Below are 14441 nucleotides of genomic sequence, written 5' to 3'. Positions count from 1 at the left end.
AGTATCTAACTATTGATTTTATTATGTTTTTTATAACCAATTAAGATTTCGTACACTAAAAGGTATACATAATAAAAAAGCATGCCTCTAAGAGCATGCTTTTCCGTTTAAATCTTCTATCAGTAACTCTATCATATCATGCTGATGTTTTTCTATACTCGCTTCATTCCACTCAGATTCGTTCTTCTCAACAACCTGCATCATCAACTCTAACTTTAAACTGATTGGTGCTTCCGTATGCTTCCTTAGCCAATTGGCTTTTTGAATCGGCATATCATTAGTAAGTGAAGAGTTTTCACTTTGATTCACTAAACCTAAATTACCTAGACTATCTCGAACCTGCAGTGGTAATGGATCACCGACCTTAGGCTTTTGCGGATAAAAATGCTCAATTGAGTCCTTATAACTAAAGTAAAATTTAGCATGATTCCCTTTTTCCTTTTTTAACAAAAGGTAATCTAAATAGTTAAAACAGAAGTAAGGAATCTTCCCATAAGTAAACTGCGTTTTTACATCTTCTACAGTGACTGCTGTATTGCACTCAAATTCATTGCCATACATGAAACTTTCATAGTCTTGCTTTGTACTTAAGTACCGCTTCTTGATCAAAGTACGTGCCAAATTTTCCACAAATGCAAAATAGGTATTTAAACCAATTCCTTTGTCACTATGATCTATGAGCCAATATAAAATGCTCAACAACCAATTCTTACGTGCATGTGTTGGGTAGGAAACATGAAATGCAGATAGAAGCATCACGAGGTTTCTTTGACCACCTTCTAATGCTAATTCATTTTCCCCCTCAGCTTCAGATTGTGAAAAGGTATTCACATAGCTCACATTACCAGAACTATAGTATTTAGGTTTCTTGAGTGACCAACCTTTGTACTGAGGACTATTCTCACGTTTGATGACATACAGATCGAATAGATATCGTGTTTTTAAAAGCAGGTAGATAAAGTCTTTTGCATGACTTGCATCTACAATCATGCGTTTAAAGCTTTCTAATAAAGTCTTGTCATCAAGTGCAATCTTGCTAGCGTCGCCATCTTTCAACTGCCTTCTGACATAAATCTTCAAAACCTGCATCAGGAAGTTGGGATAATCAATGATGCTTGCAAAACGTTCGCTCGACTCTTCATTTGTCTTCTCACTAACAGGAACAAGATTAAGCTTTAGAATTCCTTCCAAAGTGAGCTTATCCCCATATGAGCGCTTCCCTTCAGTACTCGTATCTTTCGATGGAGTTTGTATAGGCAGGCATGACTTAAGGTCTTCATAGTCTTTGGCACACCATTCATGATATGAACCACCAAATATTTGCTTTCTATCTGTGGGGTTAAAACCATATGCCACATATTTATACATATCCTGACATGCTGACCAAACTTGATGAACAACATGACGGTCTGCATCCTCAGCACTTAACAAGCTCAGAAAATGTGCCTTAATGACTTCATGCGCTTCTAACTGTTCCCCACGGTTATTAAGTGCATCAAAATAATGCGTCACATCTGCAAGCTCTGGAATCATTGTGCGTAAAATTACCACGCGATCTAATAGATAGTTTGCAAACTTTTCAAGCTCATCTTCTTGGACAAGCTTGAGCCATTCTTCCTGAATAATGTGATAACCTCTGAGAATAGCGTGATCACCATATTGTGCATTCAATCGATCTATTTCTTTTTCAACAGATTTATCACTGACAAATTTCCATAATGAATTTAAAAGAATTTCTGACTTTTCACGGCTTTCAAAACTTAATCGTATGCTATTAAATTGATCGAGTTGTGCATTTTTAAGTTTAGACTTTAAGAATAAAGCCATAAGATTTAAGGTTGTAAACCGTTGCTGTCCATCTAGCACTTCAAAGTAATGCTCTTTTTTTGCGACCACCAAACTACCGATATAATAGTTTTCAGGACTGGTCTGTAACTTTAGATAATAGTCATAAACATCCTGTATTAATGCTCGGATCTGTGGTCTTCCCCAAGCATAATTTCTTTGGTATACAGGGATTTGATACTTCACATCCTCACTCAACAATTGTGAGATGGTATATGGTTGTGTTTGCTCTGTAGACATCATCCCTGCTCCGCCATGCATTTCATTTCTCTAAACAGCTTCTTAATGCCTTCAACTTTACTTTTACTACTTTTCTCACTTATATCATTTGAACCAATATAGATATTCAAGGAAAAATTAAAGAAGTCTTTTGGTCGTAATGATTGATCCAAACGCCTAAAGAGATTCTGACCTATCACATGGTTCTCAATACTGGACTCATAGATGCTAGATTGCTTAAGGCGTAAACTGTATGCCCAAATAAATCCTATCTCCAAAGCACTCGAAAATTCCGCTTCACCAAAGCGATCATAGTAAGCCAACAAAAAAGCATTGAGCACTTTTCGGACATAGCCATCACCTGTTCTGTTCCTACCCGTATACTCATAGCCTTTAGAATTCTCAGTGCCATTAATGACTGTCCAAATTTTTTTCGACATTGCTGTGGTTAATAATGGCTCCACCCAATCATCATGATCTCGTGGATTAAGCAACGCTAAAGCTTTGCTTTCATAATGGCTAAACCACTCAAAAAAACGTCGCCCATTGATCATGGTTTGGGTGATTTGAAATGGGTAAGCCAAATGTATGTTATCTACCTTACGGAAGCGATCATTGTTGTACTCATCAACCATACTGTGCAAGATACGATATGACTGGCTCAGTGGAAACTGATCTTCCTGATGCAGTGACAAACCTTTAAAACCCTCCACCTGCTCTTTACCAAAGTGGAATGCCTTTTCCCCATTAGTCCATTGTCTGATGGGATAGAGGAAATGAGAAAATATCCGATGGACATCCTTTTCATTCCTTTGCTCCCATTGCTGAACGGCTTTCGTTTTCAACTCAGCTTCTGATGGATCAAATTCTCGCAGATGATATGCCTTCAACAAATCATGTGGATGAAGATCCAATCCTCTCGAGTTCTGTGAATCAAAGAATTGAAAAGCCTCTGACAGCTTGCTTAACTCAACAATAACAAACTCACATTTGGTCAGCAGAATATCAATATATTCCTCTAAGGGCTTTGAGCGTGGCTTATCGATGAGCTTTTCAACCACATCATAATTTCGGCGTAAGTTTTCTTGACTCATGCGACACGCAGGAATCTCTAAACTGAACTCAGGAAGAATCAACCTGTTTAATTGACTTTTTCTCGCTTGCAAGGCATGCCAAATTAAATAAAAGGTTAATGTCCGTTGTTGTCCGTCCACAATATTTTTTTTAACATCAGGTAACTTGTGTTGGACAATCATTCTGAGATGATGCTGATTGCAATCATTATGGTTCTTCGTGCGAATGATCAAAGTAGGCTTGTGTAGAACAATTGTCCCTAGGCGATACTTATAACGATCATCATCACGATTCTTTGCCGTAATACCCGCAACAAAATAATCTAAGTCATCAAACAGCGTTCTGACATGCTTCTCTGTCCACTTATAAGGACGTTGATAATCAGGAATACTTAAAGCTTGTTGGTAAAGTTCTTTTAATGAGATAACTCTCGGCTCTAAAGTTGCTATGGTCATGTTTTTTCAATCTTAATTTCTAAATGTTCATCATGCAGATTGCTCAAAATATTCTGATAAATTTGATAATTGTCAGAATCCTTTATGACAAAAACCACCTCATCAATGAACGAATAATCTGGCAAAGTGGACAATACTGTTCCTATGGCTATTTCTGCTGCCAATTGCTTTGGGAAAGCATAAACACCTGTAGAGATGGAGGGGAATGAAACTTTTTTAGCTCGTACTTCATTTGCTTTGATCAAAGCATTTGAATATGCACTACACAGCAAATCTGCTTCATTATGATCACCATTCAACCATCTTGGTCCAACGGCATGAATAATATATTGTGCCGGCAAGTCACCTGCGATCGTTACCTCTGCCTGTCCCGTAGGACATCCACCTTTTAGCTTGTTTAACTCTATACAGGCTTGCTTCATCAGTAGTCCTGCTTTCTTATGGATTACGTAATCTAAACCACCTCCACCTAGTAGCGACTTATTCGCAGAGTTCACAATAGCATCCACAGCAAGCTTAGTGATATCCTCTCGTACTAACAGTATTTTTTTTCGTTTATTCATTTATATTGCTTTCAAGTATATTTTCATGAAAAGTAAATTCTTAATAAATAAAAACAAAATCATATGCCCACATAAAACTTTTCAATCAGCTTTCGGGTCTTGACCAGCAAATTGCTAAAAATGCTCTCCCGTTCAAACAGCTTAACCTTATAGTTTGGTAAGTCCTTCAACTCTTCTTTACGTGGTAGGCGTTTGGTGAACTCATAATGCTCCAGAACCTGCTTCATCGCTTCTGGTTTCAGGTTTTCTTCTTTACAAAGATGCTGATAGGCCTGTTCTTTTTCAGCATCCCAGAACTGAGCAAAAGCCGTTTGGACGCTTTGACCATTGATCATCTTAGGCATGTTTTCTTCAATGAATTTTTGAATGAGGTCTTGCTTATCGTGCAAGCTAATATCGCTACTGATTAAGTCATAAATTTGCGCTTGGTACTTCTGACGTTTGTCCTCTGAGTCCGTATCAACAACAAGCTGTAGGAGGTTGATGATATAACCAACATTAATGCGATCACTGTGCAGTAAATCCAGTTGAAAATCGACATCATCCAGTACCGATACTTTTTCTTTCTTGGTGGTCTTTCTAACGGCACGACATAGGTCAGCATACTTGGAAGCAAAGTTGGCAAAGTGCTGTTTATCTAATGCGGTTTGATCCTGGTCATATTCAATGAAAGTTTGTAGCTGGGCGTTGTAGCGCATCACTTCACGGAAAGCTTTAATAAATTCCAGTTGCTGTTCTTCAGTGACAAGATCATCGACTGATTGGTAATTAGGCGTTAAGGCAAACAATTTGCTCACCGCTGCTTGGTAATCCTGTTCGATTTCCGCATAGCTGGGAACAAGTACAATCTTGGTCGTTTCTTTATTAGAAAATAGCGCCAGCGCTTCATCCGTTGCACGTTTTAGGTTACGGAAACAGATGATATTGCCAAATGGTTTTTTATCGTTATAGACACGGTTGGTGCGTGAGAATGCTTGAATCAAGCCATGATATTTTAGGTTTTTATCGACATACAAGGTATTTAACGGCTTAGAGTCAAAGCCCGTGAGGAACATATTGACCACGATTAGAATATCAATCTGTCTGTTTTTTACGCGCTGTGCAATATCGCGGTAGTACGCATAAAATTGATCGCCAGAATTGTAGTTGGTTTTAAACTGCCGGTTGTAATTGGCAATGTAGCGATCCAGCTTATCCCGACTGGATGAATTGACCTGAGTTGGAATATCTGCGGCTTCTTCATGAATTAAGCCATTTAAGTCATCAGTCGGTACAGCCTCATTTGCCGCATAGGAAAAGATGGTGGCAATGGTCAACGGTTTAAATATCCGACCTTGTGCTTCATCTTCAATTTGCTTTTCAGCCTGCACCTTTTCAAAGAGGTCGTAATATTGGGTCAGTGTTTCGACCGAACTGACACAGAACATTGCGGTAAATTCGCGATTACGAGTTTTGGTATCGTGAATATTGACAATGTAGCGGGCAATCATTTCAAGGCGTTGCGGATTGTCATACAGTTCTTTGGTATCGATGCCTTCTACATCCTCCTCATAACTTTCATTCGTCGCCATGCCTTTGGCGGTGTATTTGCCACGATAATCAATCTGGAACTGCAAGACGTTACGATCACGGATGGCATCGACAATCACGTATTTATGCAAACATTCATTAAACAGGTAGTCTGTGGTGAGTTTTAAACCTGCTTTGCTTTGGCTGTTCTTTTCAAAAATAGGCGTACCGGTAAAACCAAACATTTGTGCATTGCTGAAGAATTTTTTGATGTTCTGATGGGTCTCACCAAATTGACTGCGATGACATTCATCAAAAATAAACACCACTTTTTTATTTTTAAGATAATCAATCGATTCTAAATAACGGTCGGTACTGATAGCTCGATTGAGTTTTTGGATGGTGGTCACAATCAGTTTGTCATGACGTTGATCCAGCTGTTTCACCAAGGTCGATGTGTTATCGGTGCTGTCGACGCTATCGGCTTTAAAAGCATTAAATTCGCGTGAGGTTTGCGTATCGAGGTCGTTACGATCGACCACAAACAGGACTTTTTCTACATCAGGCATTTGCATGATGATCTGACTGGCTTTAAAAGAAGTCAGGGTCTTGCCTGAACCGGTAGTGTGCCAGATATAGCCGTTCTGATTGGAGTTTTGCACATGCTGCACGATTTTCTGTACTGCATAGATCTGATAGGGACGCAGCACCATCAGGCTTTTGGTGGTTTCCAGCAGTACCATATACTGGGTCAGCATTTGGGTTAGATGCCGCTGATTTAAAAACGTATCGGCAAAGTCGACAATTTCATTGATGTGTTTGTTGCTGACATCGGCCCAGGGAAAGGCAAATTCAATGCCGGTCGTGCCGTTGGAGTAGTAACGGGTATTGGCACCATTACTAATCACAAACAACTGGATAAAGCCAAATAGCCCTTGCCCAGCCCAATACGCTTCACGAGTATAACGCTGAGTCTGGTTAAAGGCTTCGGCGATTTCCATGCCGCGTTTTTTCAGCTCGATCTGTACCAAAGGCAAACCATTGACCAGTAAGGTCACATCAAAACGGCTGGTTCTGCCATTATAGTCGCGGTGGTCGATGGTGATTTGATTGGTGACTTGATAAATATTTTTGCTAGGATCATCAGACAGGAAAAAAAGGTGTTTACTGGTTCCATCATCAAATTTGACTGGAAATAGATCACGCAGATTCTTGGCGCGTTCAAACACGGTGCCCGTGTTTAAAAAACTGATGACTTGTTTCCATTCAGTTTCTGACAGGGGCGCAAGTCCATTGGCGCGTTCGACTTGGGTTTTGAGGTTAGACAGTAGCTGGCTTTCATCCTTGAGCGTGACTGAGGCATAACCCAATTGCTTAAGCTGGCTAATCAGTTCGTTTTCAAGTTGGTATTCGCTTTGTACTGTCATTTCCTTCCCCTCTGAAATCTTAAATTATTCACTTCAATGTTTGTTTAATTAAACTCAAGATATATTCTAAATTTTCTGTATCTGACACGATCACCTCACAATCGCCATTGCCCCAATGTCCAATATTGGTAACATCTTTCGCGAGCTGTTTCGGGTCATCCAGTTGATTAAAAGGCATATTCAGCCAAATGCGAATTTGCTTTGTCCCGATACTCATATAGACATAGTTACGCTTACCCTTTCGGAAGGCAATGTACATTTTCTTGGGATGAACATCTAAATCGGTGGTTAAGCCCAGAATTGAGTTCCTGAATTGCTCATATAGCTCTTTGATGTCATCGGACTTATCCGCCAAGTGATAGGCTTCATCATATTGCTGGATTTCTTTGGCAATCTTTTGAATATCTTCAGACTCAACCTTTTGCACTTGCTTGATTGAAGGGGCTGATTTGGCTTTCTGCAATGAATTGACTGAAACAATTCCACCTTGATAGCGTTTGATTTCCCACAGCTCAATGCCCAAATCTTTAAAATTGGTGGACTGCTTTTGATAGTCGGTAAAGCTCGGTGAGACAAAGATGATTCGACTTTGTGACCAATCCACATCCTGACGTTTCAGCTGGTTGCTCTGGCTCTCATTGTACTCAACGATAAAATCTGCCTTATAGTCGAGCATCAGATTCAGATAAGAAACGCCTTGATCGATCACGCTATAATTGCGTTCTCGCTTATATTCGATAATTACGAAAGCTTGGCTTTCAGGATCGAAAGCCAGTGTATCAATACGGTTATTTTTAATGGTGAATTCAGACTTGATGAATTCCAGACCTGTAAAACTGTAAAGATTGTTTTCAAACAGGCTTTGAATTTCTCTTTCCAAACGAAAAGGATCTTCTGTAAGTTCTACTAATGACTGTGCTTGGGTTTGATAAAGCTGCATTAAAAATCTCGAATTATTTATTCTTCAAATGTTTGTCTAAGCGGATTCCTCAAAGAAACGCTATATAAAAGTTTTAATCTCTCAATTGTCATTGGAATACCATTTTCGGTTTTATGCAGCATTGCATGACAATTTGGGCAGACAGGTCTTAGATCTTCTTTAGGATCAACCTCATACTCTTCACCAATCGTATTTAATGGCTCAATATGATGTACATGGATAAAATTTTTAGCAAATGAGCCATAGGTATGTTCAAAGCTCATGCCACAGACATAGCAACGAGTCCCATAAATGGCAATACATTCAGCTCTCGCTTTGGGACATCTCTCATAGCCATTTACAGTAACAGTTAGTTTTTTGCCTTCAAAAAATTTGGGGCTATTCACACCTGCTTCATCAGGATAGTTGGTCTCTTCAACATTACTAAACTGGTCAGCAATATAACTAAGCAATTTTTTATGTGCTTCAACCTTATCTAAAGATTTACCTTTTACAAATTTAGTGGTCTTATGCGACTGCAAAGTATCTTTTGGTGTGATTAGACCTAGTTCGGCTAAATATCGTCTAGACAGTGATGCTTTCTCAACTTTTTCAATTGGTTGAATTAGAAAGTAATCACCTTTATATGCCTCTAATTCTTTTTGATCTAACCAATATTCTCTATCTTTTTCTGGCAAATCAGATTGACCTGCAAATCCAACAACTTGATATTGATATTGAATTTTTCCTATTGGCTCTGTCACATACAAAAATAGAATGTCATTAATTTGGAATTCAAAATCGTATTTTGCCCAACATATTTGATGTGCATCATGATAAGCACGATCTATATCATAAATTGCAGGATTAACAGGAAATAACCATTCAGACATGAGATCCCTCTACACAAACATCTGCTGCAACAAGCCTTTTTTCCACTGTTTGGCTTGTTCAATTTGCTGTGCTACGACTTCAATTTTTTGGTCAATGGCAGATAAGAAATTGGCGATTTTGGTTTGTTCTTCTTGGCAAGGTAATTTAATTTCTATTTTACTTAAATCACCCAGATAAATTCCAGGTTGGGCTGAAACTACCTGTCTAACTAATAGCTCATTCTGAAAATCCACGGCATTAAACAACTGAAAAATAAATTCCGGTTTGGCAGATTTGAAACGCATGAAAGCGACACTTCGTTGAAAAGCGTAGTTCTTATACTCTTCTTTAAATATAGCAACACGACCAATAGTACCAACCACTGACAATAGAATATCTCCAGTGTTCAAACCATAATTTTTATAAATTGAATCAAACTCTAATTTATTAATTCTTCTATCTTTTTCATCAATAACTACATGGCCATTCTGTAAATTCTTAGCACTTAGTAGAAATAAGTGGGATGTTGGATCATCTTGATGTGTACCATGTGTACCATCTTTAATAAAACTTACAGCACTTTTAATAGAAATACTCTCCCACTCCCCAAATTCACTACCATCATCCGCTTTAAAACGAAGCTGCTGGCTAAACAGCTTTTGCATCATGCCTTGTTTATATTGGCTCAGCAGTTCATGTTTTTGATTGAGTTGGCTAATCTTTTCATCCACGTTCGATAGAAAAGAGGCGATTTTGGTTTGTTCTTCTTTGCTTGGTAAATAGATACTATATGGTTCAATATGCTTATTGTTGATTTGGGGAATAGTTGAAGTGTCAGCGATCTTATAAAGTTCGATTTTATTGATTAAATAATATAAATATTCGGCATCTAAACTATGTTGTGGGATCAGTGCCATAAGGTTGCTATCTAATAAAGCATCTACTCGCAGTATACGAACTTTATTATTTAGGATAGCTGCTCCTCTTTTGGGAAAAACGACACTTTTACTAGGAACCGCATCGGAATTTCTTTCAGTATAAAATCTTGAATATTCTTGATATTTATCACAATTGTTTAGTTCTTCGACTTTTAAAAATGGCATTTCCCCACTTTTATCCAGTTCATATTTACTTGGTGAGTAACCACTTTTGATCTGAACGAGATTACCTAAAAGATCGAGTTCCCAATCCCCACCAAACTCTTTAAATCGTAACTTTGGTGTAGCCATTACTTCACCCCCGCAAACGGTGAAACAATGCCAAGCTCTTTGCAAAAATCTGCAATGATGGCATCGGTTTTTTGGCTGTCTTGTTCCAAAGCTTGAAGCTGTTTGGCAATCGCATCTAAATCAATTTCGGCTTCCGCTTCAAAAGTATCCACATAACGCGGAATATTCAGGTTGTAATCGTTATCTTTCACTTCCTGCAAGGTCGCCACATGCGCATACTTTTCAATATTTTCACGCTTTTCAAATGCCGCAACAATCTTATCCAAATGCTCAGGCAATAACTTGTTTTGATTCTTCTGCTTTTCAAAATCATTGCTGGCATCAATAAACAGAATATTGCCGCTTTGCTCACGGTTTTTCTTCAACACCAAAATACAGGTCGGAATAGACGTGCCATAGAAAATATTGGCGGGTAGACCAATAATCGCATCCACCACGTTCATCTGTTCAATCAGGTACTGACGAATCATGCCCTCACTCGAACCACGGAACAAGACGCCATGCGGTAACACCACTGCCATGGTGCCGTTGTCATCCAGTTGATACAGCATGTGCTGTACAAACGCCATATCGGCTTTAGAACTTGGCGCCAGTTTGCCATACGCAGCAAAGCGTTCATCTTGTAAAAATAACGGATCGGCAGACCATTTTGCAGAGAATGGCGGATTCGCCACCACCGCATCAAACTTTTTATCTAAATGCTGCGGACGGGTTAAAGTATTTTCCTGCTTAATGTCGAACTTGGCAAAATGCACATCATGCAGAATCATGTTCATGCGTGCCAAGTTGTAGGTAGTACGGTTCATTTCCTGACCGTAAATCATATCGACATCTTTAACTTCACGTTTTACCCGTAGTAACAAAGAACCTGAACCACAAGTCGGGTCATAGACTGAACGTAAACGGTCTTTGCCTTGGGTGACAATCTTGGCCAGTAAAGTCGATACCGTTTGCGGGGTATAGAATTCACCCGCTTTTTTGCCCGCACCTGAGGCAAACTCACCAATCAGATATTCGTAAGCATCACCCAGTACATCGGCTTCGGTATTACTAATATCAAAATCAATATCATCTAAATGACTGAGGACTTTCGCCACCAGTGCATTACGGTCACTGGCATTATTGCCAAGCTTGGTCGAGTTTAGATCCAAATCTTCAAACAGGTTGGCAAAGTCATCGGCAGAGTCGGTGCCTAAAGTGCTTTGTTCAATTGATTTTAAGGTCGCAGTTAAATCATCCAAAATGAATTCGCCCTGACGACCACGCTCGGCTAAGGTATGGAATAGCTGTTTTGGTGTGAGCGCATAACCGACTTCGGCAATGGCATTCTTTTTAATTTCTTCGATGTATGGCACATGCTCAGGATTATTTTCATCTAACTCTAAAAAGCTGAGGTCTTCGCCATCGAGCAATTCATTGGCAAAGTTCACCGACTTTTCCGATAAATATTTAAAGAAAATAAAACCCAGAATGTAATCACGGAATTCATCAGCGCCCATGGTGCCACGCAAAGTATTGGCAATATTCCAAAGTTGTTTTTGTAATTGTTGCAGTTGTACTTGGGTCATTGTTATAGAAGTCCAAATAAGTAAATCATTAATAAAATGATTTTACCTAAAATTCTAAAACATGCAGCAGTAAAAAGGTGGAAAAGGACATTATTTGTCGCTTTACTTGAACTTATGGACAGAAAGTCATAAAAATAAAACTCCCATACTAGAGATGGGAGTTTTCTAGTGATCGTACTTTTGATGAACAATTAAAAAATCATAAGCTTATAGTCAGGTCTAATTGCTTTCGAAGAGTAATGATGCATTTTCATAGGTTCAATAATAGACTTAAAATACTTGGACCAATCTTGATAGCTGCAAGAAGCGCCTACCACTTGATTTGGCTCAACCAAAAACGCTTGCTCACAGATAAGAGCTATTTTCAGATCCACCCATAGTTCTTGACTAAGAAGGTTAAACCTTAAAGGTTTATCTAAAGTAGGGTGCTTCAAAGGGTGTCCCACATCAGTAAATGCAAATACTCTACCGCAATACTGTCCATTGAGATCTTTAGATATTTGATAGGCAAATCCATGTAAATTATCTAAATTCTCTTTTTTCAGCATATTGATAAACTTCCGTACAACCACTGCAAACTGCTGCTCATCTTTAGGCTGTAGTGGAATACTCGTACGTCGGTAAATGGCATCAAACTTGAAATCTACCTGATGAATGCGGATCTGTTTATGCTCACGTAAAAGTCTGGCAACAAATCGATTAACCCTGTTTTGTTGATCTTTTACCTGTTGATAAGTTTTTAAAATTGCTTTAGTCATCGTTTTTTCGTCAACTAATGCCCTACCACGTAACTCATTCCAACACCGCTCAATCAGCATGATACTTCTGAAATGCAGATCATCTTTTTGACATTGAACCGATAGGGGCAAACTTCTAATTAGCCCAAAGCATTCTCTGAAACATTGAAATACTTTTTGTACTTGTGGATCAAAAATATGCCCTTCACCTAACTGTGAATCAAAGCAGTCAAAGTAATGCCGACCTACGTACATAAAATGATTCAACAGGTCAGTGGAAAGATATCCTAAGCAATTGTTACTATTTGAATTTACCCTTAAAACTTGAGCAGATGGCGAGGTGATTTTTTTAAATAGCTTGAGTGCTTCTGTAAGCACCAAAGCTTGTTGTGGTGAAACACAATTTACAGGAACGGGAATTACTTTGCTCTGTGGCGATAGTGCTGCGTATGTATTCATATATAGGCTCTGATATGTATTTTTTTAGTGCCCTGCTCATCAGGTGAATGAGCAGGTATAACTTCGGTGATATGTAGATTTATGTCCCTCTACGAGGGCGGCCTGATTTACGTTTACTTGCTGGCATCTGACTTGTACCAAATGTTTTTAGCCTACTACCACTGGGAATAAACGCGTGTTGCTTATCTTTAGTCAAATATTTGATAACTAGTGACTCTAATGCACTATGAGCTTTTTCATCATCATGATGTAACATTCCAATAGCTAAATGTTTATAGCGTTCTTTTGAACCATTACAGCTGTAGTAACTTCCCTTATACTCAGTAAGTTGTTCCCATTTCTTGCCGAACTGGTCAGCTATAATCTCGTCTTTTTGATGTTTATTACCATCTAAGAAAAAAATAGTATGATAGTGATAGCCTTTATTAACGCCGTATTCTAGTTTCCAAATATAACCAATAGGTCGCTGATTTATTGAAAATCTTGATTTCAAAAATTTCTTAAACATCTTTCTGATCAGATTCAAATCTTCAGAAAGATTTCTACATTTTTTCGCAATTGCAAAATCAAGACGCAAGACTAGTAACTTTGAATATTTAACTCTAAGCTTGTTTAGCAACTGAATAGCACGCGCTTCTTGATGTTTTAATCTTTCAAATCGATTGCTCTGTGCCTGAATAAATTCATCTTCCAGGGTGCCTGAAAAAATTTTAGAAACAAAAGCATTTGCTAGATCTGCAAAGATAATAGGTTCTCCCGCGATGGGGAGAACATCATTTGCTTGAAAATTTTTAAAATAGCGTGGTTCAAAATTTATAGGTTTTAATATTTCTTCATATGCTCGCATATACACTTGAGTATATTCATTATTAATCGCTAATTCAGTCAAATCATCGGGATCTGGACATTGAGATAACAGATTTCTAACCAAAGGGTCCGCTTTTTTAAACCGCCCTGTCTGTAATTTAGGAAAAGCACTAGAAATCTTATTGTCAACAATAAGATCAATTAACGTCTCAAGTTTAGAGTAGTCCTTATCCGCTTGTTCTAAAAGATAGGAAGCAGTGTCTGATGTTTCAAATTGCGATATGATTTTGTCATTTTTACTCATAGTCATTACTTTTTCCAGACATGAGTTCTCCCTGAAGGTATAGCTTGTGGGCTATACCTATTTCTTAGAAGGCTCATGTGTATAATTAATAGAAGATATATAAACCCTTAATATTATTAAGTACCTAAAGTCTGCTCATTGGCTGAACAATGCATTGGTGAGCTTAATCGCTTAGATAGCTGGGCATTTATATGGTTAACTCGTTGGAAAGTTATCCTATTTAGTACTGGGCTAAACTCCTAGTTTTTAACCAGCGATGGATATCCTGTTCAAACCATCCCACCGCATTCAAACTTAGTTTGACTGGCTTAGGAAAGTCCTTATCATAGCGAGATGATTTTGGATTCATTTTGTCGTAAATTGTTGACCGGCTAAGACCACTTAATTGTTCAAGCTCTTTACGTCTTACAATTTTGAAATCAGAAATTGAATTCATGCTAGGCTCCTTCGATA

Annotated in this window: 10 protein-coding genes and 2 pseudogenes; all 12 read right to left on the bottom strand. The window is 38.4% G+C overall.

Translation table 11 applies throughout. The features are described 5' to 3' along the window. Positions 1-87: 87 nt before the first annotated feature. The 12 genes and pseudogenes from FTT71_RS06310 to FTT71_RS06260 all read right to left on the bottom strand — a co-directional run bounded on the left by FTT71_RS06310 (position 88) and on the right by FTT71_RS06260 (position 14424). Positions 88-2085 (bottom strand): DUF262 domain-containing protein, encoded by a 1998-nt coding sequence (locus FTT71_RS06310; RefSeq protein WP_180160811.1) that lies wholly within the window; start codon positions 2083-2085, stop codon positions 88-90. Beyond that, a complete protein-coding gene (locus FTT71_RS06305; protein WP_180079424.1) occupies positions 2085-3593 on the bottom strand; it encodes a DUF262 domain-containing protein in 1509 nt (502 codons plus the stop codon). The genes FTT71_RS06310 and FTT71_RS06305 overlap by 1 nt, the downstream gene beginning before the upstream one ends. Beyond that, entirely contained in the window at positions 3590-4156 is a 567-nt protein-coding gene (locus FTT71_RS06300) for a macro domain-containing protein (protein ID WP_180051500.1), read from the bottom strand. The genes FTT71_RS06305 and FTT71_RS06300 overlap by 4 nt, the downstream gene beginning before the upstream one ends. A 59-nt stretch (positions 4157-4215) precedes the next feature. Further along, positions 4216-7092, bottom strand: coding sequence for a type I restriction endonuclease subunit R (locus FTT71_RS06295; protein WP_180079425.1), 2877 nt, complete (start codon positions 7090-7092; stop codon positions 4216-4218). A 28-nt stretch (positions 7093-7120) separates the two neighbouring features. Continuing rightward, a complete protein-coding gene (locus FTT71_RS06290; RefSeq protein ID WP_180079426.1) occupies positions 7121-8032 on the bottom strand; it encodes a DUF5655 domain-containing protein in 912 nt (303 codons plus the stop codon). Between the two features lie 17 nt (positions 8033-8049). Beyond that, positions 8050-8904: an HNH endonuclease gene (locus FTT71_RS06285; RefSeq protein WP_180160810.1), complete on the bottom strand. Its 855-nt coding sequence runs from the start codon at positions 8902-8904 to the stop codon at positions 8050-8052. Positions 8905-8913: 9 nt separating this feature from the next. Next, a pseudogene (locus FTT71_RS13430) lies at positions 8914-9660 on the bottom strand (restriction endonuclease subunit S); the annotation flags it as partial. A gap of 285 nt (positions 9661-9945) precedes the next feature. Beyond that, a pseudogene (locus FTT71_RS13425) lies at positions 9946-10113 on the bottom strand (restriction endonuclease subunit S); the annotation flags it as partial. Beyond that, positions 10113-11681, bottom strand: a complete 1569-nt coding sequence (locus FTT71_RS06275) for a type I restriction-modification system subunit M (protein WP_180160808.1) — start codon at positions 11679-11681, stop codon at positions 10113-10115. The gene FTT71_RS06275 and the pseudogene FTT71_RS13425, both read right to left, overlap by 1 nt. Before the next feature lie 191 nt (positions 11682-11872). Then, positions 11873-12877 (bottom strand): hypothetical protein, encoded by a 1005-nt coding sequence (locus FTT71_RS06270; protein ID WP_180079939.1) that lies wholly within the window; start codon positions 12875-12877, stop codon positions 11873-11875. Between the two features lie 79 nt (positions 12878-12956). Next, positions 12957-13994, bottom strand: a complete 1038-nt coding sequence (locus FTT71_RS06265) for an inovirus-type Gp2 protein (RefSeq protein ID WP_180079938.1) — start codon at positions 13992-13994, stop codon at positions 12957-12959. A gap of 214 nt (positions 13995-14208) precedes the next feature. Further along, positions 14209-14424 carry an AlpA family transcriptional regulator gene (locus FTT71_RS06260; protein ID WP_180079936.1) on the bottom strand — a complete coding sequence of 72 codons (216 nt, stop codon included), beginning with the start codon at positions 14422-14424 and terminating at the stop codon, positions 14209-14211. Positions 14425-14441 lie beyond the last annotated feature (17 nt).

Source organism: Acinetobacter sp. YH01004 (assembly GCF_013420455.1).
Lineage (GTDB): Bacteria > Pseudomonadota > Gammaproteobacteria > Pseudomonadales > Moraxellaceae > Acinetobacter > Acinetobacter towneri.
This window is presented reverse-complemented; position numbering and strand designations above follow the sequence as displayed.